General features: G+C 62.9%; 17 protein-coding genes. 3 read left to right on the top strand and 14 right to left on the bottom strand.

The window, feature by feature from the left end; translation table 11 throughout:
• Positions 1–17 precede the first annotated feature (17 nt).
• Positions 18–1,733, top strand: a complete 1,716-nt coding sequence (locus ACYVKM_RS01330) for a GMC oxidoreductase (protein WP_460875189.1) — start codon at positions 18–20, stop codon at positions 1,731–1,733.
• 102 nt (positions 1,734–1,835) lie between these two features.
• Here the strand turns inward: ACYVKM_RS01330 and ACYVKM_RS01325 are convergent, their stop codons facing one another.
• The 6 genes from ACYVKM_RS01325 to ACYVKM_RS01300 all read right to left on the bottom strand — a co-directional run bounded on the left by ACYVKM_RS01325 (position 1,836) and on the right by ACYVKM_RS01300 (position 7,321).
• Complete coding sequence (locus tag ACYVKM_RS01325) at positions 1,836–2,603, bottom strand: hypothetical protein (RefSeq protein ID WP_460875188.1); 768 nt, start codon at positions 2,601–2,603, stop codon at positions 1,836–1,838.
• Positions 2,604–2,842: 239 nt separating this feature from the next.
• Positions 2,843–3,445, bottom strand: a complete 603-nt coding sequence (locus ACYVKM_RS01320) for a hypothetical protein (RefSeq protein WP_460875187.1) — start codon at positions 3,443–3,445, stop codon at positions 2,843–2,845.
• A gap of 88 nt (positions 3,446–3,533) precedes the next feature.
• Entirely contained in the window at positions 3,534–4,118 is a 585-nt protein-coding gene (locus ACYVKM_RS01315) for a DUF3501 family protein (protein WP_460875186.1), read from the bottom strand.
• 187 nt (positions 4,119–4,305) lie between these two features.
• A complete protein-coding gene (locus ACYVKM_RS01310) occupies positions 4,306–5,649 on the bottom strand; it encodes a (Fe-S)-binding protein (protein WP_460875185.1) in 1,344 nt (447 codons plus the stop codon).
• A 153-nt stretch (positions 5,650–5,802) separates the two neighbouring features.
• Positions 5,803–6,222, bottom strand: a complete 420-nt coding sequence (locus ACYVKM_RS01305) for a rubrerythrin family protein (RefSeq protein WP_460875184.1) — start codon at positions 6,220–6,222, stop codon at positions 5,803–5,805.
• Positions 6,223–6,349: 127 nt separating this feature from the next.
• Positions 6,350–7,321, bottom strand: a complete 972-nt coding sequence (locus tag ACYVKM_RS01300) for a LysR substrate-binding domain-containing protein (RefSeq protein WP_460875183.1) — start codon at positions 7,319–7,321, stop codon at positions 6,350–6,352.
• Positions 7,322–7,733: 412 nt separating this feature from the next.
• Between ACYVKM_RS01300 and ACYVKM_RS01295 the strand changes: the two genes are divergently transcribed.
• Both ACYVKM_RS01295 and ACYVKM_RS01290 read left to right on the top strand, forming a co-directional pair.
• Positions 7,734–10,436 carry a M1 family metallopeptidase gene (locus ACYVKM_RS01295; protein ID WP_460875182.1) on the top strand — a complete coding sequence of 901 codons (2,703 nt, stop codon included), beginning with the start codon at positions 7,734–7,736 and terminating at the stop codon, positions 10,434–10,436.
• 246 nt (positions 10,437–10,682) lie between these two features.
• Positions 10,683–11,411 (top strand): DUF6445 family protein, encoded by a 729-nt coding sequence (locus ACYVKM_RS01290; protein ID WP_460875181.1) that lies wholly within the window; start codon positions 10,683–10,685, stop codon positions 11,409–11,411.
• Between the two features lie 58 nt (positions 11,412–11,469).
• Here ACYVKM_RS01290 and ACYVKM_RS01285 read toward each other — a convergent pair whose 3' ends face one another.
• The 8 genes from ACYVKM_RS01285 to ACYVKM_RS01250 form a co-directional block, all read right to left on the bottom strand.
• Positions 11,470–12,651: a PAS domain-containing protein gene (locus ACYVKM_RS01285; RefSeq protein WP_460875180.1), complete on the bottom strand. Its 1,182-nt coding sequence runs from the start codon at positions 12,649–12,651 to the stop codon at positions 11,470–11,472.
• 1,162 nt (positions 12,652–13,813) lie between these two features.
• Positions 13,814–14,782, bottom strand: a complete 969-nt coding sequence (locus ACYVKM_RS01280; RefSeq protein ID WP_460875179.1) for a hypothetical protein — start codon at positions 14,780–14,782, stop codon at positions 13,814–13,816.
• A 105-nt stretch (positions 14,783–14,887) separates the two neighbouring features.
• Positions 14,888–15,901: an NADP-dependent oxidoreductase gene (locus tag ACYVKM_RS01275; protein WP_460875178.1), complete on the bottom strand. Its 1,014-nt coding sequence runs from the start codon at positions 15,899–15,901 to the stop codon at positions 14,888–14,890.
• A gap of 41 nt (positions 15,902–15,942) precedes the next feature.
• Positions 15,943–16,731, bottom strand: coding sequence for an SDR family oxidoreductase (locus tag ACYVKM_RS01270; protein ID WP_460875177.1), 789 nt, complete (start codon positions 16,729–16,731; stop codon positions 15,943–15,945).
• Positions 16,732–16,758: 27 nt separating this feature from the next.
• Positions 16,759–17,529: an SDR family oxidoreductase gene (locus ACYVKM_RS01265; protein ID WP_460875176.1), complete on the bottom strand. Its 771-nt coding sequence runs from the start codon at positions 17,527–17,529 to the stop codon at positions 16,759–16,761.
• A gap of 156 nt (positions 17,530–17,685) precedes the next feature.
• Positions 17,686–18,381 (bottom strand): histidine phosphatase family protein, encoded by a 696-nt coding sequence (locus ACYVKM_RS01260; RefSeq protein ID WP_460875175.1) that lies wholly within the window; start codon positions 18,379–18,381, stop codon positions 17,686–17,688.
• Positions 18,378–19,448, bottom strand: a complete 1,071-nt coding sequence (locus tag ACYVKM_RS01255) for a phosphotransferase family protein (RefSeq protein ID WP_460875174.1) — start codon at positions 19,446–19,448, stop codon at positions 18,378–18,380. The genes ACYVKM_RS01260 and ACYVKM_RS01255 overlap by 4 nt, the downstream gene beginning before the upstream one ends.
• Positions 19,445–20,674 carry an acyl-CoA dehydrogenase family protein gene (locus ACYVKM_RS01250; protein ID WP_460875173.1) on the bottom strand — a complete coding sequence of 410 codons (1,230 nt, stop codon included), beginning with the start codon at positions 20,672–20,674 and terminating at the stop codon, positions 19,445–19,447. The genes ACYVKM_RS01255 and ACYVKM_RS01250 overlap by 4 nt, the downstream gene beginning before the upstream one ends.
• Positions 20,675–20,830: the final 156 nt, after the last annotated feature.

Below are 20,830 nucleotides of genomic sequence, written 5' to 3'. Positions count from 1 at the left end.
GCTTCGGGGGAGGGTGAATGACGATCGACTACCTTGACGGGACCGCTCCGACCGATGTCGAGACGGATCTCTGCATCATCGGAGCGGGCCCCGCAGGAATCGCCATGGCCCGGACGTTCATCGGCACCGCGGTGAGCGTATGCGTGATCGAAAGCGGTGGACTGGCCGGCGAGGAGAGTAGCCAGGCTCTCTACGAAGGCACCTCCATCGGATCCCCGGAGTTCGATGCGGGCATCTCCCGACTGCGGGCATTCGGAGGCAGCTGCAATCTCTGGGGTGGTGGCTGCATTCCACTGAGCAGCTCGGATCTGGCAGAGCGTGACTGGGTCCCGCACAGCGGCTGGCCGCTCTCGTATGCCGAGCTTGAGCCGTACTACGTTCGCGCACAGGCGTTTTGCCAGATCGAAACCCACGGTTTCGTGGATGGTTCGTTCCTCACTCCGCCAGCGCGTCCACCGGTTTCCTTCGACGCCAGCAAACTGGTCAACCAGATTTTTGTGCGCAGTCCGATCCTGTTCGGCGCGGCGTATCGGTCCGAGCTGGAGCAGGCACCGAACATCACGGTCCTGCTGCATGCCAATCTGCTCGAGCTCGAAGCCAGTCCTTCCGGCGCTTCCGTGCGGCAGGCGCGCATCGGGTCACTTGGTGGGCGGCAGGGCGTGGTGCGCGCGCGGCACTACGTGCTTGCCTGTGGCGGCATCGAGAATGCGCGGCTGTTGTTGTCGTCGGACTCCGTGGCGCGACACGGACTGGGCAATGACCATGACCTGGTCGGGCGTTACTTCATGGACCATCCCACCGGCAAGCTCGGTACGCTTTTCACGGATGTCCCGGATAGAGTCACGCGTCCCTATGACCGCACCGGTGGCAAGGGCGTCGCACCCTCGTTCCCGGAGATCGGCCTGTCGGACGAAGCGCTGAGGGCATACGGATTGTTGAATGGACGCGTCCGCCCGGTCGCCGTGGAAGGTCCGATCCCGAAGGGGATACGTGCCTTGCGCGAGCTGCGCGCCGCGCTTCGTCCGCCCAGACAGGACGAAAGTTCGGCGCTGGAGGAGCGGCTTTGCGCCGCGCTGAAGAACGGGACTCGCGTCAATCCGGATGATGCTGGCGCAGCCCCGGCCGGAATCGGCCGGCTGGCCCTGCGCCTGAGTTTGGGTGTGGGGGATGTCGCCAGGGCATATGTGCGCAAGCTGGCTGACCAGCCTGCGGTGAAGAGCACCCACGTCGACCTGATCGGCTATTTCGAGCAGGCGCCCAATCCCGACAGCCGGGTCACGCTGGGAACCGAGCGTGATGCTCTGGGCCAGCGCAAGGTCTGTGTCGACTGGCGGCTCACCGCGCTCGACCGGCATACATACCGTGCCGCTGCGACCTTGTTCGGCACGGAACTCGCGCGCGCGTGCGGCGGCCGGTTCCAGCCCGAGCCGTGGCTTGGGAGCGACGACAGTGCAGTGCCGCAGGTACGCGGCACCGCCCATCACCTGGGGACGACGCGGATGTCCGATGACCCGCGGCAAGGCGTCGTCGATCGTCACTGCCGCGTGCATGGCATCGACAACCTGCATGTCGCGGGCAGCTCGGTCTTTCCGACCGGTGGCTGGGCGTTTCCGACACTTACCATCGTCGCCTTGAGCCTGCGGCTTGCCGAGCACCTGCGGACGCGCATGACATCGCACGCTTCGTCGGAAGAGCCGGGCGCGTCGGCCTCATATGTCGGCGAGATGGCGTAACGCGTTTCGATTCACGCGGTGCAGTCGCTTCAGGCAGGCGCGAATGGCGCGGCAAGTCAGATAGCCGCACGGCATCAACAGAGGTCGCCCATGGAGCAGGAGTTATCCGGCAAGGCTCTCGAAAGCCCTGGCGATGCGCATCCAGGTCGGCGTGGCCGCAAATAGAACGGCAAGTATCTGCTGGGCAACGACGGCTGCACCGCCATAGAGATAAACCGGATGAGGCCGTCCGCGTGTGCGCCAATCAAACGCGATGGCGACGACGATGAAGAGATCGGCAACCAGTCCAGGCGGTATCGACACAAAGGGCGGCGGTGGACCACCTGTTGCAGCACCGGAGGGAGCGAGCATCGTCAGAAACACGCGTGCGATGGCTGGAGTCATCATTGCGGCCATCAGCAGCGTCATCAGGCGCTTGTGCACCTGCGGACGCCGAATGTTGACGATCGCCAGGGCAAACAGGCCGACCATCAAGGGCCATGCGCATAACGTGACAGCGGCGAAGCGGCGCGCGGCATCGCCCATGCCGGCGGCCTCGTCGCGCTTGATCACGGCCATTTCGCCGACCAGGATGGCGCACGCAATGACGCTGAACAGCGCGATACCGGCCAACCCCCAGGAGCGATGGTCGATCGTGCGCCCTGAAGCCACCAGTGCGGTCTGGACGAAATAAAAGCAGGTCCAGGTAAACATCAGCATGCCGTGGATGTGAATGATCGGCGGCGCGTGGAAGGTACCGGCCACCACGGGCGCCCAGTAGGTCGGTACGAAGCCGCCAAAGGCGACCAGAACAAACGCGCCTGCCATCCACACGTAAAAGTATCGGCTCTCGGCCCGTAACCCGTTGGCTTCGGCGACTGTCGCATTCATCTCTGTTCCCCTGTCGAGACATTGACGCGTATGCATTCGCTTTGTGCAGGCTTTTACTCGGAACGTGGATCGAACGCGAGTACATCGAGATGCCGGTTCACGAGGTCCAACTCTCGTCGATCCGTCATGCCGCCGCAGGCAAGTGCCGCAGAATCATGCTGCAGCAGCCGGGTGTCGGCGGGAATATCCCGTATTGGCTAGGACAAACGTAGGCGGGGCTGGCAACTGCCCTCGTCGAGTCAGCGTGGCATCGCCTGTTGCAGGCTCTCCACATAGACCAGCTCGCACGCTCCCGCGCCGACATCGTCGCGGGTCATCGAGGTGTTCCAGTGCCAGCCACCAGGGCGGCTGGCGTCGACCAGGAAGCCTTCGATATGCACGACTTCGCCCGCACGTACTTCCCTGAGTTCGTGCAGTACGCCGGCATCGGCGGGGATCATGTGCATGTTGGCGCTGGAGGTTTCGATTTCGCGGCGCGGGATCGGAAACTGCTTCACATGCCAGTAGTAGAAGCGGTCGGACTGCGTGATGTCGATACTGGCCAGAACGGCGCTGTCGGACATGCGGCCCCAGCCGAGTGCGAGGTCCTCGGGGATCAGTTTGGCATCGTCGCCCCAGGAGTAGTCCTTGCGTGACAGCACGCGCGCGGTGAGGGTGAAGCGCGCGCGGGTGGTCAGCGTCACGTCGCCTCGTTGCAGCTTCGCCCCGTCGTCGATGTCGATCTGCTCGGGTGCATCCGGTGCCAGCACGCCGGGCGCCGGATGCAGGGCGCGACGGTGCCAGTGCGACAGTCCGCCCAGCACGGCCAGCAGCAGGACGGCGGCGATCAGGAGTCTGCGCATGCTGGTTACCCGTCCCCGGAAGGGCACCATGCCTTCGGTGATCCATGATGCCTCAGCGTGGTGTCTCTGCGGGAGAGGCGGAGGTAGATCAGCGGGTGAAGTCTGCCGCCAGCATGCAGCGCTGTTCGGGCGTGAGGGTCGCTTCGACCGGCATCGCGGGCAGGGTCGAGGCCAGCGTGACCGGTGCGCCGGCGTTCCAGTTCGCGATCATCGCCGCGTCGAGCTCGAAGCGCAGGAAGTGCACGGCGGCGGTTTTTTCGTCATTGCTGCGTTCCATGTCCTCGTCGGCGATCGCCGTGACCGGCGCGTGCCCGTGCACGGTCAGCATGATGGTGTGCTCGATGTTGCGCAGGCGAACCAGTTCTCGCTTGCGCTGCTCGACGTCATCGTACTCGATCAGCATGGTGGCCTTGAGATTGCGGCCATTGGGGATCAGCGGATTGTAGGCATCGAGTTCATCCTGGATGCCGGCAGCCTCGAAGATGCGTTCGATGCGCAGCATTTCCTGTACCTGGTATTGCACGCTCAGGCGATCCTCGAAGATCAGCGTGAGGTGCTCGCCGATATGCACCGTGCGCTTCTTCTTGTGTGCCATGACGCGGGCACGGAACTCGTCGCGTTGTTGCGCATAGGCTTCGAGGGTGAGCAGGTCGGTGCGGGTCAGCTTTTGCATGCTGTGTCCAGGATGGTGTCGGTGTGATGTGTGAGTGCCTTATTTTGTCGTCATTCCCGCGAAGGCGGGAATCGCTTCATGGCAGCGAAGCTGGCCATCCATGGTTGTCTACGGAGTAAAGGCAATTGCGATTCCCGCCTTCGCGGGAATGACGAGCACGGAGATCAATGGCGGCGGGATGCGCTCCTCAAATGCCGTACGCCTTGCGCAACAGACTCAGCGGATGCTCCGCGGCCGGCTTGTCGTCGAGGCCGTGGGCGATGTGGCCGCCGGCCATCGGGCAGTCGCTGGTGAAGTGGTCGGCTTCGGCTTGTTGCACGCGACTTTCCACGGGTTTGGCCAGTTTGCGGGAGAGCGCATAGGTCGCATGCTTCACGCCATAGGTGCCGTCGTGGCCGGAGCAGCGTTCGATCGTGACGACTTCGGTGTCCGGTACCAGTTGCAGGATGTCGCGGGTCTTCGGGCCGATCTTTTGCACACGCTGGTGGCACGGCACCTGCCAGGCGACCTTGCCCAGCGACTGCTTGAAGTTAGTCTGCAGCAGGCCGGCCTTGTGGCGCTCGGCGAGGTATTCGAACGGATCGAAGAAACGCTCGCGCACCAGCGCCACATCGGCATCGTCGGGGAACATCAACGGCAGTTCCTGCTTGAACATCAGCACGCAGGAAGGGATCGCCGCGGTGAAGTCCCAGCCTTCGCGCGCCATCTTCGCCAGCACCGGGATGTTGCGTTCCTTGTATTTCTTCACCGTCTGCAGATCGCCCAGTTCGAGCTTGGGCATCCCGCAGCAGCTTTCCTGCTCGACCAGTTTCGTCGGGATCGCATTGTGCGTCAGCACCGCAGCGAGATCCTCGACCACCACCGGGTCGGAATGGTCGCAGTAGCAGGTGGCGAAGATGGCTAGCTTGCCGCGCGTGCGGCCGGCGGGCGTCGCCGTGCCGCTGCCGTCGAGATCGCGCAGGCGCTTGCGCGCGGGCGGCGTGTGGTACTCGGGCACGCGCGCGTCGGCATCGACGCCCATGGTTTTTTCCAGCAGCTTGCGCGCGCCCGGGTTGCGATTGGCGGCATTGATCACCTGCACCACCACCGGGATCGAGGCGAGCTTGCCGACCGCGCGGGTGTTGGACAGGATCTTCGCCGATATCGGCGCGCCGTCACGCTGGAACGACACCGCCTTGGCACGCAGCATCAGGTGCGGGAAATCCACGTTCCACGGATGCGGCGGTGTGTACGGGCACTTGGTCTGGTAGCACAGGTCGCACAGGTAGCACTGCTCGGTGACCTTGGCATAGTCGGCCTTGTCGACGCCGTCGATCTCCATCGTCTTCGATTCGTCGATCAGGTCGAACAGGGTGGGGAAGGCGTGGCACAGGCTGACGCAGCGGCGGCAACCGTGGCAGATGTTGAATACGCGTTCCAGCTCCGCGTCCAGCGCCTGCTGATCCATGAATTCGGGGTTGAGCCAGTCCAGCGGATGCCGGGTCGGCGCCTCCAGATTGCCTTCGCGCGTATCGCTAATCGGCTCGACCATCGTTGTCTACCCGCAGGCTCAATGGGGTTGGATCAGGGAGCGTCATGTCCCCAATCCGTCATTCCGGTGAATGCCGGAATCCAGCGTCTTTGAGAATTTGCCGAGTCGCTGGATCCCAGCTTCCGCCGGGATGACGGCTTGTTCAGCGGTTCCTTAACCCAGCTCGCCCAGCGCCTTGGTGAAGCGGTTGGCGTGCGAGCGCTCGGCCTTGGCCAGGGTCTCGAACCAGTCGGCGATCTCGTCGAAGCCTTCGTCGCGCGCCGACTTGGCCATGCCCGGGTACATGTCGGTGTACTCGTGGGTCTCGCCGGCGATGGCGCTCTTCAGGTTCAGGTGGGTCTCGCCGAACGGCAGGCCGGTGGCGGGGTCGCCCACGTTTTCCAGGTATTCAAGGTGGCCGTGAGCATGGCCGGTCTCGCCTTCGGCGGTGGAGCGGAACACCGCGGAGACATCGTTGAATCCTTCCACGTCCGCCTTGCCGGCGAAGTAGAGGTAGCGGCGGTTGGCCATCGATTCGCCGGCAAAGGCGTCTTTCAGGTTCTGCTCGGTCTTCGAGCCTTTCAGGTTACTCATGACATCACCTCGTGGCGTGTGGCTGGGAGGGAAATACGAGTCGGCCTTGCGGTCGTGACCGGTCGAGCGTAGCGCCCGGCGGGCAGGGGATGAAATTGATTGTCTCGATGGAACGGATAGCCGGCGGCTATCGGCGCGCGGCGCGACGTTTCCCTATGGGTGTGGCTTCCGTAGCCAGTGGTGTGGCGGCGGTATGCGCATCGAGCAGGTCGGACGGCAAGCGCTGGAAGATTGCCGCCAGCCGCAGCAGGAATCCAGCCATGGCCGAGCTCTTGCGCCAGACCATGGCGATGCGCCGGCTCGGCGGGTGCCCCTTGAACTCGATCAGATGCAGGTTTTCCACCGGTGCCACCGGCGGCTTCACCGCGGTGACCGGCAACAGGGTGATGCCGACGTTCGCCGCCACCATCTGCCGCAACGTCTCCAGGCTGGTGGCGCGGAAGCCGCTGTGCTCGCCGGCGCCCACCATGTGGCAGACCTCGAGCGCCTGGTCGCGCAGGCAGTGGCCGTCCTCCAGCAGCAGCAGGTTCTGGTTGGACAGGTCGGCCAGCTTCAGCAGGCCCTGCTTGTGTGCCAGCGGGTGCTCGCCCGAGACCGCCAGCAGGAACGGTTCCTCGAACAGGAACTCGGTATGCAGGCTGTCTTCATGCAAGGGCAGGGCGAGGATGCCGGCATCCAGCTTACCCTCGCGCAACATGCGCAGCACCACCTCGGTCTTCTCCTCGACCAGCAGCAGCTCCAGCCGCGGGAACGTGGCGCGCACCAGCGGCAGCACATGCGGCAGCAGGTACGGGCCGAGTGTCGGGAAGATCCCCAGCCGCACCGTGCCGGATTCCGGATCGAGCGTGCGCCGGGCCACGCCACGGATCTGCTCGATCTCGTTGAGCACGTCGCGCGCGCGGATGGCGATGTCGCGACCGACATCGGTGAGCAGCACCTTGCGCGGGGTACGCTCGACCAGTGGCACGCCGAGCTCGTCCTCCAGCTTCTTGATCTGGGTGGACAGGGTCGGCTGGCTGACGAAGCACGCATCCGCGGCGCGGCCGAAGTGCCGATGCTCGGCCAGCGCCACCAGGTACTGGAGGTCCCGCAGGTTCATCGCACGCCTCACTGAAGCAATAGATTCAACCTATGGCTGCGATGGTAACAATCAATTTGAACGATGCAAGTGGGAGTTCTATCTTTGTTGCGTCGGCATCGTCCAGGACGGCCCGTCCCGAGCAACCGACTTGCTGTATCTGCGCGTCAGGAGCCCCTCCCTCCCCCGCTGACGCGCAGGTTGCCCACCGGCGGTGAAGTTCGCTTCACCGCCGGTTTTTTTTTCGAGCCTGCATGTCGCCAGCGCTAGGTGGGAATCGTGAAGAGCCTCGCCATGGTGTCATTCACCGGGATGATGATCGAGAAGCAGGTTCTCGAGGTTTCAGGCGCGGAGCGGCCATGTCTTATGGCACTGGGTCGAAAGTCATGGCGCGCCTTAGCGTGGGTGTTCTCCATTTGCCCAGGGAAAGCCCATGCGTCGTTTCGTTTGTCCTCTTCTGCTGACCGCGCTTGCGGCCTGCTGTGCTGCCGCGTTTGCCGCCGGCACCGAACAGGCGCCGCAGGGCCGTTTGCCGCGCTGGGCCGTGCCGCAGTCGTACCAGCTCGCGTTCAAAGTCGACCCGGCGCAACAGGATTTCTCCGGCACCACCACGATCAAGGTGAAGCTGACCCAGGCTTCCGACCATCTGTGGCTGGATGGCAGCGAGCTGAAAGTGTCGAAGGTGGCCATTACCGATGCGGCCGGCAAGGTACACGCGGGCAAGTATGTCGCGGTGGATCCGAAGGCAGGCGTGGTACGGGTCGATTTCGGCAGCACGCTGCAGCCGCAGCAGCTGACCCTGAGCTTCGAGTACACCGCGCCGCTCAATGCGCAGCTGCAGGGCCTGTATAAGGTCAGTGCCAAGGGGCAACCGTATGCGATGACGCAGATGGAGCCGATCAGCGCGCGCTTCGCCTTTCCGGGTTTCGACGAGCCCGGCTTCAAGACACCGTTCGACATCAGCCTGACCATTCCCGACAGCCAGGTCGCGGTGGCCAACACGCAGCAGGTGAAGGAAGTTCCGGCTGGCAAGGGCTGGAAGACGCTGACCTTCGCGCAGACGCTGCCGCTGCCGACCTATCTGGTCGCCTTCGGTGTCGGCCCGTGGAGCATTGCCACGGCGCCGGACATCTCGCCTGATGCCTACCGCTCGAAGCCGCTGCCGTTGCGCGGCATTGCGGCCGCCGGCGAGGCGCATCGCATGCAGCATGTGCTGGGCGAAACGCCGAGCATCATCCATGCGCTGGAGAATTACTACGGCTTCGGCTATCCGTGGGACAAGCTCGACGTGCTCGCCGCGCCGGACTTCTCCGCCGGCGCGATGGAGAATGCCGGACTGGTGACGTTCCGCGACTGGCTGCTGCTGCTCGACAAGGATTCCCCGGCGCGCAACGTACGTGGTTCGTTCAACGTCACCGCGCATGAGCTGGCGCACCAGTGGACCGGCGACACGGTGACGCTGGCGTGGTGGAACGACATCTGGCTCAACGAGGCCTTCGCCACCTGGATGCAGCAGAAGGTGACGATGGAGGTGCATCCGGAATACCGCGCCGATCTCGACCGCGTACACAATGCACAGGGTGCGATGACGAATGACAGCCTGGTCAGCGCGCGGAGCATACGCCAACCGATCACCGGCAACGGCGACATCATGACCGCGTTCGATGGCATTACCTACCAGAAGGGCGCCAGCGTCATCGGCATGTTCGAGAACTATGTCGGCGAGAAGACCTTCCAGAAGGGCATGCGCGCGTATATCCAGCAGCACAAGTTCGGCAATGCCACCGCCGATGACCTGGTGGGTGCGATCGCCGCCGCCGCAGGCAAGGGTGAGGCGTTCAAGCACGCATTCAACAGTTTCCTCGACCAGTCCGGCGTGCCATATGTGCAGACGAAGCTGGAACAGAAGAATGGCAAGACCGTGCTGCAGCTGAGTCAGAGCCGTTACCTGCCGCTCGGCAGCACCGGCGATGTGCAGCGCATCTGGGGCGTGCCGGTATGCGTGCGCTATGGCACGGCCGCCATTGGCAAAGATGGAGCGCCGTCCAGCAAGGTCAGCTGCGAGATGCTCGACAAGGCGACCGGCTCGATGGTGCTGGCCGGTGCCAGCAACCCGACCTGGGTGATGCCGAATGCGAATGCCGGCGGCTACTACCGCTTCAGCCTGGGCAGGCAGGAGCTGGCCAGCCTGACTCGTGAGGCTGGCAAGCTCAGCGATGCGGAGCAGCTGGCTTATGCCGACGCGATCAATGCCGGTTTCCGCCACGGCGATCTGGATGCTGGCGATGTGCTGGCCGCGTTGAAGCCGCTGACCGGCTCGAAGATCCGCGAGGTCGCCACTGCGCCACTCACCCAGCTCGGCTGGATCTACCAGTACGAAGCCACCACCGATGCGCAGCGCGCACGCGTGGCCGCGTGGGTGAAGGACGCCTACCTGCCGCGCCTCGAACAGCTCGGCTACCAGCGCAAGGCTGGCGAATCCGAGGACAACTCGTTGCTGCGCAGCACGCTCGCCAGCAGCCTGGCGTTCGACTTCAAGCTGCCCGAAGTGCGTGCTGCCCTGCTCAAGCAGGGTGAGGCGGCACTGAAGCCGAAGGCGGATGGCCGTCTGGATCTGGCCGCGGCCGATCCGGATCTGCTCGGCGACGCGCTCGGCATCGCGGTGCAGGAGCAGGGCAAGCCCGCTGTAGATGCGCTGATCGCCGAACTGCCGAAGACCAGTGACGCGGCGTTGCGCAACGGCATCCTCGGCGGCCTGTCCAGCGTGGAGGATCCGGCGCTGACCGAACAGGTACGCAACTTCGCCCTGGACAAGCAGGTCAAGGTCGGCGAGATGGCGATGCTGCTGATGAGCGGCCGCGACACGACAGCCCAGCGCGATGCGATGTGGCAGTGGTTCACTGCGCACTACCCGCAGATCCTGGCGCGCACCGGCAGTTTCGCGGGAGGCTTCCTGCCGCGACTGGCCGCCGGTGGTGGCTGTTCGCAGGCGGAAGCCGATCGCCTGCAGGCTTTCTTCAAGCCGCGTCTGACCGATGCGGCAGGCATCGAGCGTGGCCTGGCGCAGACCGGTGAATCGATCCGGCTGTGCAGTGCGTTGAAGACGAAGCAGGATCCGGCGGCGATTCTGCGCTGAAGATGGCCTAGGTCTTCATGCAATCCGGCGCGAGGAACAGTCATTTCCCGCGCCGGATTGCATCTGGGCCTTCGGGCAAAAGCAGGCTGCCCGAGATGGCAGCACGGCTGATCAGGCACACAAGCCAACCACGGGCCGGAAGCCGATATAAAGTTGGAGTCAGGTCGTCATCGCGGCGACAAGGTGTGAGGCTGGACCGAGTCTGGTCTGGTGATCCCCAGGCGTGTATTACCGGCGGCGAATCCCATGGAGACGCAACCCATCCAGGTGTTCAATCCACAGGCCCGGATCGATCGGGTGCCGCTGGCGAACGGCAGCACGTGTTATGTCGCCGACGATGTGCTGCTGGAGCCGGAACGATTCGTTGCATGGGCCGCGGCGCGCGGCGACGCGTTTCGTCGCATCGACTTCAGTGCTTATCCAGGCAACTACCTGTTGGCACCGGCGCCGGTCAACGATGCGTTGAGGGAGTTCTTTATCCATCGGATGCGCAGCCTGTTCGACGCTCGTCGGCTGCTGCAGATGCACTGCCGGCTGTCGATGGTGACTCTGCCACCGGAGGCACTGCGACCCTGTCAATGGATGTGTCACAGCGACAATTTCAATCTCGATCGTGTGTTCAGCATCCAGGCTTCGGTGTTGTATCTGTTCAAGGATCAAGGCCTGGGTGGCACGAGTTTCTATGAGCCCACCGGTTCGCCTGCCGAAACTTCACGACTGTTCGCCGATTCGACTGCTTTGTCCGGCGAAGCCTTCACTCGGCGCTACGGGATTCAGCCGGGCTATATCCATGCATCGAACAGCTATTTCACGCAAATCGGCAGCGTACCGGCGCGATGGAACCGCATGATCTTCTACGACGGCAGCCTGCTTCATTCCGGAGACATTGCCAGCCCCGAAAAGCTCAGCACGGATCCGTCGTCCGGGCGACTGACATTCAATGGTTTTTTCACCTGTCGCCGTCACACGGTGTGAGACTGTGGCTGTGACTGTCGCAAGCCGCAAGCGGCTTGCGCGCGTCTCAGGTCAGATATCAACGGGTGTGAGCAGACTTGACGTCATCCGCGTTGGCGCCCCACTGCACATGGTCCATCCATCCACGTTCTTTTTCGAAAGCTTCCTCGATTTCGCGGGCAATCCGGTCGCCGATATGCGTGGAGGGTTTTTCGGATGCGAATCGGCTGACCTGCGCAGCTGACTTGCCGAGCATCCCGGCCAGCATGGTCAGGCCTCCGGTGCGCTTTCCGTCGCGGCCCGCATGGTGTTCGAGCTCCTTGACGAGCGCGCGGACATTGCGATGCCGGATCTCCTTGATATCCATCTGCTCGACCAGATGGCGCCATCGTGCCTCGCTTTCAGCCAGGGCCGCTTCGGATTTTTTCCGATCGGTAATATCCATCACGATACCGACATAACGCTTGGCGACACCTTTGGCGGAAATGACTTCGCCCTGGCGAGCGATCCACCGGATTTCGCCCGTGACGGGGTCAATGCGCCGGTACTCTGCATAAGCGAGTCGATCGGCCATGCCGGTGCGTTGATGCCCTACCGCACGTCGGTCATCCGGGTGTACGAGGCTGGCCAGCAGTTCAACCGTGACGACAACATCGGCGCCAAGCCCCCAGATGCGTCGATATTGATCGGAAACCTCAAGACGGCCGGAATCCGGATACAACTCGAATATGCCCACGCCGCCGGCTTCCTGGGCAATCCGAAGGCGCTCTTCGGATTGAAATTGCTTGGTGGTGTTCTTGACGATCGCGAACACCCCGACGGGCGTCCCGGTTTCATTGACGATGGGGCTGTAGTTGATGTCGAGCCAGATGTCCTCGGGCTCGCCATTGCGCAACAAAACGAAATGTTCATTGCAGTAGTTGATGGTGTTTCCCTTGAGCACATGGCTCACTACCTGTGCCCTGAAGTCGGCTATCTCCGACCAGCTGTCGTGGATCGTCTGGCCCAGCAGCCCGGGGTGACGGGAGCCGGCGATTTCACGGTACGCATCGTTGTAGAGCATGTAACCCTCGGGTCCCCACTGGATGGTCATCGGTACATCGCTGCGCAGGATCAGTGACACCGCTGCCCGCAGGCACTCGGGCCATTGGCCAAGCTTGCCCAGGGAGGTTTTCTGCCAGTCGTAGGCCCGAATCAGTTCGCCGGTTCTGGATCCACGGCCAAGAAAGGGATAGGGGTCGGTGGCGACGGGTTCAGTCATGCAATGTCTGAAGGACAAGGTGAGAGTGATGATGGGGATGATGAGTGCCGGGCGCTCACCTTGAAGTGAAAATTGTACTGTGGATCGCGTTATGGCTTGCACACATTGCGGACTTTTCTGTGCGCGATGGTCGCTGCAAATGGGTCGCGGGTGACTTGTCGATATTTCGGTTTGTTGTTGCGGTTGCGGAGTGGATGAATGTGTTGGTGGTTTCGGTCGCTGGCTTTTTTGAAGCAGGGCTTTCGTGCGCCTGCGGAGGGCGAGTCACTTTCTCTCGCTTGCTCGATCTGCCTCGATGCGAGGCTCAGGTGCAAAGCGATCGATCGCCTTCGGCGACCGAGTTACTTTTCTCTTGCGTGGCCAAGAGAAAAGTAACCAAAAGAGAAGGCCACCCCGCTTACGCGCCTTGCGGGCATCCATGCTCGCAAGGTTCGCGGTCGGGTTACGGGGTTTGTCGACAGGGCATTCCCGGATCAAGTCCGGGACAGGCTCTGTGCTGACGCCAAACTGGTTCGCATCCATGCGAACCACCCTGCGAGCTTTCCTCCACCCGGCCGCCGCTTCAGAGGGGTCCCCGGTAGAGCAGCGGGCCATCCTGGTCCGTACTCAGTGAAAAGCTCGGAAGCAACAGCAAAGGATGGCCTGAATGGCTCGTCATCCCAGCGAAAGCTGGGATCCAGTGCCGTTGGAAGGAACTTGAAGACGCTGGATTCCAGCGTTCGCTGGAATGACGGGCAAAGACTTAGTTCAGAGCATTCCGAAAGCTTAAGGCCAAGCAAAACGTTGTTCTGCTGTTGTTCTGGCTCTGGCTGTTGACCTCGCTCTTTTGAATAGTGCGGGCCACGATGGCCCGCTGCTCTACTGGGGCCCCTGCGCGGCGGTGAGGCGGGGTCGACAAGGATGTCGACTCCCTTTCGTCAGGGCAGAGCCTGTCCCGGACTTGATCCGGCAAGCGCCAAGCGGGGTGGCCTTTCTCTTTGGTTAGCTTTCTCTTTGGCCACGCAAAGAGAAAGTAACTCGGGCGCCGAAGGAGCACGAAAGCTCTTGCTTCAACGTCGCTCGCGAATAAGCCGAAACGATATCTGGGAACGTCTGCTTGGGGTGGCGGGTTCAACCGGTCGATGCAACAGCTTGGCAAAACCGAGAAGATAAGGGCCAGACGTCAGCTCTGATCAGCATGCTTCGGATCGATCGCAGCGTTCTCGAAATAAGCCTTGCTTGTCCTACCGAGACATACTGCATTTAAAAAAAGCGCCAAAGGCGCGCAGATCAGCGCACAAGTTGCTACCCGGGCCGCAAATGTGACAGGCAGATTCTGGTGAAAGAAAGCAATCACAACGATTGCAACAAAAGCCACCGAGAACAATGCACATACCATATGGCCCCAACCCGGCTTTCGCACGATTGCATACAGGGTCATCGCCGATAGCGCGAGCGATGCAACTCTAAGCACGTATGAAAGAAGGTCGCCCCCTGCGACGGTTGAGGCGCCGGGGGTCGCACTGTAAAGCGTCTCAAAAGTGTGTATCCAGCCTAGGGTCGTTTTCCATAGGATCAGTGCGCTCAGCAAAGCTGTAACCCAAATTGCCAAGGGTTTGCGCAAATTCACCCCAAGCACCATGAGAGACTCGCCTTTTGCAGCATTCTCTGGCGCTAAGCGGTGGTAAGCAAACGTGCCCCGAACACCGCTAATAAAAGCGCACAGCAGAAATATAGTCGTACTAAGACCTAGCAAGGACTTAGGCTGAATGGCGAATTGGCAGATCTTTTCTACCGCGAAGAGCCCCAGCCCGACGACAGCTGCTGTGCTGGACCTAAGACGGATACCGTACGCAACGATGGCAAAAACCGCGGCATCCACATACGCGCCCGGGCCGATCCCTAATATCGTTGTGTGCCCTATGAGGCTCGCCGTAGCGATGATCGCGTTAACTGCCGCGATCAATATAGCTGCCGCGAAGCCCATGTCTGAAGCCTTGACGGCTTCTTCGAAATTGCCCACCCGTGGCCAAAAAAGATTAACAGGCTCTTTTCGTTTAACGGGCGAAACCACGAATGCCCCTTCGGGCCGTTTATTTAGATTCGGATTCTTTTCGCTCATCAATTGAGCGAATTCGTCTGGCGTTTTCAAGCCACCTCTCCCCTTACTACAGTGAATTGACACGGCCTGCCAAGACAATACCTGCGAGCACTGTCCGCTACGGATCGATAGCGGAGATTACACAACAATAACCCCTTACGCCTGCGAGTCCACCCGCAACACCAGCTTCCCCCGATGACTTCCATCAAACAACCGATTGAGCACCTCGGGCGCATTCTCCAACCCTTCTGCCACCGTCTCCTCCGCCTTCAACTTCCCTTCGCGAATCCACCCACCCAGCGCCTGCACCGCTTCGCGCGTCTTCGTGTAATCGAGGATCAGAAACCCGCGCATGCTGAGGCGCTTCATCACGAACACGCCGTAGTCGTCGCTGGGGCGTTCGGCGCTGTTGTAGCCGGAGATCAGGCCGCACAGGGCGACGCGGCCGCCGATGACCATGCGTGAGAGCACCGCGCGCATCACGTCGCCGCCGACGTTCTCGAAGTTGACGTGGACGCCGTCGGGGGTGGCGGCCTTGAGTTGTTGCTTGAAGTCTTCGGCCTTGTAGTCGACGGCGGCGTCGAAGCCGAGTTCGTCGGTAAGATAACGGCACTTGTCGGCACCGCCGGCGATGCCGACCACGCGGGCGCCGTGGATCTTGCCGATCTGGCCGGCGATGGAGCCGACCGAGCCGGCGGCGGCGGAGACCACCAGGGTTTCGCCGGGCTGCACCGGGGCGATGTCGGTGAGGCCGTAGTAGGCGGTGACGCCACTCATGCCGCAGGCGCCGAGCAGGGTGGGTAGCGGGATGCCGGGATCGGCAGGCAGGCGCACGTAGCCCTTGGCGCTGTCGTGCAGGACCAGGTAGTCCTGCCAACCGGTGATGCCTTGCACCAGGTCGCCTTCCTTGTATTGCGTCGAGCGTGACTGCACCACGCGGCCGAGGCCGAGCGCGCGCATCACTTCGCCGATCGCCACGGGCGGCAGGTATTGCGGGATGTCGCGCATCCACACGCGGTTGGTGGGATCCATCGACAGGTACAGCACGCGCAGCAGCACCTCGCCGTCCTTCAGTTCGGGCACGGGCTGTTCGACCAGGTCGAAGTTCTCGCGCTTGACCAGGCCTTCGGGGCGGGTCTTCAGGCGCAGCTGGCGATTGACGTAGGACATGGGATTCACCGTGATGCGGGAAGGGGAGTGGGTGGGTTCGACTATACGGCGCAGGCGCCGCCGTCGATCACCATTTCGGCGGCGGTGACGTAGCGGCTTTCGTCGGAGGCCAGGTACAACACGGCATAGGCGACATCGTCCGGCTCGCCGAGGCGGTGCATGGGAATGCCGTGGGTGAGCTTGCGGGTGGCTTCCTCCTCGCCCAGTGCGTCGAAGAACGGCGCCACGATGCCGGTGCGGATGAAGGCCGGGTGGATCGAGTTGCAGCGCACGTCGACCTTCTGCCGGGTGCAGTCGATCGCGACCGATTTCGTGAGCATCGCCACCGCGGCCTTGGAGGTGTTGTAGGCGGTGTAATCGGGGCCGACCTTGAACGCGGCCAGCGAGGAGATGTTGACGATCGATGCGGGCTGATGTGCACGCATATGCGGCAGCGCATGCTTGCAGCCGAGCATGATGCTTTCCACGTTGACGCTCATCACACGGCGCCACTCCTTCAGCTCGATCTGTTCCACCGTGCCAAGCGAACCGATGCCGGCATTGTTGACCAGCACGGAAAGGCCGCCCATGGCTGCGCTCGCCTCGGCGAGCAGCGTATGCCAGCGTTCTTCGTCGCGCACGTCCTGCGCGGCGGACCAGGCGACTTGCCGGCCACGTTCGTGGTTGATCTCGTCCGCCACGGCGCGCACACCGGCTTCGTCGATATCAGTCAGAAAGACATGCGCGCCGTGACGCGCAAGCATGCGCGCAATCGCGGCGCCGAGACCACCGGCCGCGCCGGTAACGAAGGCGCGCTTGCCGGCGACGCGCTGTGCGGAAGGTTCGGTCATGGCTTGTTCCTTGCGATATGGGTCAGATCAGACACAGAGGTAGCCACCATCGACGTTCAGCACCGCGCCCGTGGTGTACGACGACGCATCGGAGGCGAGATAGAGCACGGCGCCGGCCATCTCCGAAGGCTGCGCCACGCGGCGCATCGGCACATGCGCCAGCGCCTGCTTGAGGATGGTCGGCGTATTCACCAGCACCGAGGCGAACTTGGTGTCGGTCAGTCCCGGCAGCAGCGCATTGCAGCGCACGCCGGATGCGGCGCATTCCACGGCGAATGCCTTGGTCATCGAGATCACTGCGGCCTTGGTGATCGAGTAGATGCCCTGCTGGAAGCCCGGTACCACGCCGTTGACCGAAGCCACGTTGACGATCGTGCCGCCGCCGTTGGCGGCCATCAGCTTCGCGCCATGCGTTGACATGTAGAAGTAGCCGCGGATGTTGACGTCGACGGTCTTCTGGAAGATACCCGGATCGGTATCGAGGATGCTGCCGAAGTAGGGATTGGTGGCCGCGTTGTTGACCAGGATGTCGAGCCGGCCGTGGCGTTGCGTCACGTGCGCGAAGAGTGCCTCGATTTGCACCAATTCACCGATATGACAGGCGAATGCCTCGGCTGATCCGCCCGCCGCGACGATCTCGTCGACCACAAGCTGGCAGTCGGCCTCGCGCCGGCTGGAGACGATCGTATGCGCGCCGTGCGCGGCCAGCAGTTTCGCAATTTCGGCGCCGATGCCGCGGCTGGCACCGGTGACGATGGCGATCTTGCCGGAGAGGTCGAACGTGGTGGGTGTGGTCATGATGGGTCGCTCAAGAGTGTTGGGTGCTATCGCTTTCTTTGCCGTCATCCCTGCAAACGCAGGGATCCGGCGTCTTTGGATATCGCGGGAAAGTCACTGGATGCCAGCCTTCGCTGGCATGACGGGGTGAAACTTTCGGAGGGTGCCAAAAATGAGTCATCGAAGCGTCACTAGTGCTGCGTCGTCCGCACGTTCCAGATGCGGCCACGCGTTATAGGTAATCAGCGTCGCGCCGCGTTGACCGAGTCGCAGCCGTGTGAGGCCGGTGTTCACCAACGGCCAGCTGAGTTTGAAGGTCTGTGCCAGCGGTGCGTCGAACAGCGTGTTGGCGAGCACGGCGATTGGGCCGCCGGAAGTGAACGCCCAGATCGTGCGTGCAGGATGCTCGGTCAGTGCCTGCAGTGCGCCCATTACGTTGCTGCGAAAGGCCGGCCAGGTGAGTTGGTATTCGGCATCGTGCGCACCGTCGACCCAGCGCGCGACGGCATCGGCGAACAGTCGCTGGAACGCGCGGTGTGGATCGGGTGCCTGCTTCAATTCGGCGCGCAGTGCGCCGGGTCCATTCAGGTCGGGGCGAAGTCGCGCAAGCAGTTCGTGGTGATCGACTTCGTCCAGGCCATCCAGCGTCAATGGCGCGAGGTCGATGCCGGCGGCTTCGAGACAGAGCTCGGCCGTGCGCCGATGTCGCTTGCGCGGGCCGATCGCGATGAGGTCTGGTGGCGATCCGCACGTTGCCAGCCACGAGCCCAATAGTTGCGACTGTTCCTCGCCAAGCGGCGACAACCGATCGTAGTCCTCGGCGCCGAAGCTGGCCTGACCATGACGTATCAGCAGCAGGCTGCGTGCGCTCACAGCGTCGAGCGACCGATGATGCGGCGGCAGCGTCCGCCCATGTAGCTTGCCGCCTGGCCGAAGCCGGCGAACTGCGGGTTGCTGGTCTGGCCCAGCACGAAACGACGGTAGATCTGCTGGATGATCACCATCAGCCGGAACAGTCCGAACACTTCGTAGAAATCGAAGTTGCCCACGTGCAGACCGCTGCGCTGGCCGTAGTAATCGATCACCTCGCGCCGCGTCGGCATGCCGGGCACATGCGTGGGCTGGCGGCGGAACGACTGGAACGTGGCATCGTCGTCGGCCTGCACCCAGTACGCCAGCGAGCCGCCCAGATCCATCAGCGGATCGCCGATGGTGGCCATCTCCCAGTCCAGCACGCCGATGATGTCGAGTGGATGGTCGGGATCGAGCACCACGTTGTCGAAGCGGTAGTCGTTGTGGATCACGCAGCTGGCGTTGTCGTGTGCCGGCTGTTTCGCCGCCAGCCACGCGAGGACATCGGCGCAGGCATCGGTGTCCTCGGTGAGCGACTTCTGCCAGCGATCACTCCAGCCAGCGACCTGCCTCGCGATATAGCCCTCACCCTTGCCGATGTGCTGTAGCTCGGGCAGCGAGGCATCGACCTGATGCAGTTCGATCAGGCGGTCGATGAAGCCCTGACAGAGTTGACGCACGCCCTCCGCATCGAGACCCAGCTCGGGCGGCAGCTCGCGGCGCAGGATGGTGCCGCGCAGCCGCTCCATCACATAGAAGTCGTGGCCGATTACTGATGCGTCGTCGCAGCTGGCGAGGATCGCCGGCACGTACGGATAGTGCGGCTTCAACGCCGCCATCACCTGCGCCTCGCGCAGCATGTCGTGCGCGGATTTCGCCTTGGCGCCGGCCGGCGGCCGGCGCAGCACCAGTTCGCGATTGCCGTAGGTAATCAGATAGGTAAGGTTGGAGGCGCCACCGGGAAACTGCGCGAGCGTCGGCGTGCCTTCGAGTCCCGTGATGTGTTGCTGCAAAAATGCATCGACACGTGGCAGATCGAGGGCATCTTCGCCACGCACCGCACGCGGTTGATCCAGCGGCGTGGTCATCGCGCCGGCTCCGGTGCGCCTTGCGCCTTCAACTCCAACCGTGCGATCACGCCACGATGAACTTCGTCCGGCCCATCGGCCAAGCGCAGCACACGTGCATACGCATACAGCTGTGCTAATGGGAAATCGTCGGACAGACCAGCGCCGCCGTGGATCTGGATGGCCGCATCGGCAGCCTGCTGGGCCACGGCCGGCACCACCACCTTGATCTGCGAGATCAGGCTCAGCGCAGCCTTGGTGCCGTGCGTGTCCAATGTCCAGGCGGTTTTCAGCGTCAGCAGACGTGCCTGCTCGATCGCCATGCGCAGGTTGGCGATGATGTCCGGATTGCCGCCCAGTTCGGACAACGGCTTGCCGAACGCGACGCGCGAACGGGCGCGAGCGCACAGCAGGGCCAGCGCGCGTTCCGCCGCGCCGATCGCGCGCATGCAGTGGTGCACGCGCCCGGGCCCGAGTCGACCCTGGGCGATCTCGAAGCCGCGGCCGGCACCGAGGATCACGTTTTCCACCGATAGCCTCACATCGGTGAAGCTCAATTCGCCATGACCGCTGGGTTCGTCGAAGTGATGGAACACCGGCAGCATGCGCTCGATGCTGACGCCCGGACTGTCGAGCGGGCAGATCACCATGCTGTGACGGCGGTGCGGTTCGGCGTGTGGATCGCTCAGCCCCATGAAGATCACGAAGCGGCAATGCGGATGCCCGGCGCCAGTAGTCCACCACTTGCGGCCGTTCAACACGACTTGGTCGCCCTCGATGGTGGCGGTGGCCTGCATGTTGGTGGCGTCGGAGGAGGCCACGTCGGGTTCGGTCATGCCGAAGGCCGAGCGAATCTGGCCGGCAAGCAGCGGTTGCAGCCAGCGCTGCTGCTGTTCCGGCGCGCCATAGCGATGCAGCACTTCCATGTTGCCGCTGTCGGGCGCGCTGCAGTTGAACACTTCGGGCGCGATGAAGGAGTGCCCCATGATCTCGGCCAGTGGTGCGTAGTCCACATGGCTGAGCCCGGCGCCGTGTTCGGTGTCGGGCAGGAACAGGTTCCACAGTCCGGCGGCGCGTGCCTTTGCCTTCAAGGTTTCCATCACGGCTGGCTGCCGCCACTGGCGATGGTCGCTGCTGCCGCTCAGTTGCGCGGCGTAGATCCGTTCGGCTGGAACCACCTCATCGCGCATGAAGGCGGAGAGGCGTTCGACTAGAGCCTGCGTACGTTCCGAGGCGGCGAAGTCCACGTGTATTCCTCCTGACCAGCGGTCAGCCTACGCCGCACCTATAGAATTAGTAAAATGAATATGCTTTATGACTATCCATCAGAATTATCGATGGGCGTTGGCATGGCATGCAAACCCGCACAGGCACTTTAGGAGGTCTCGAAAAACAGGGCTTTC

The sequence above is a fragment of the Rhodanobacter koreensis genome (assembly GCF_054782855.1).
The sequence above is the reverse complement of the archived record's forward strand: the minus strand, read 5'-3'. Positions and strand labels throughout refer to the sequence as shown.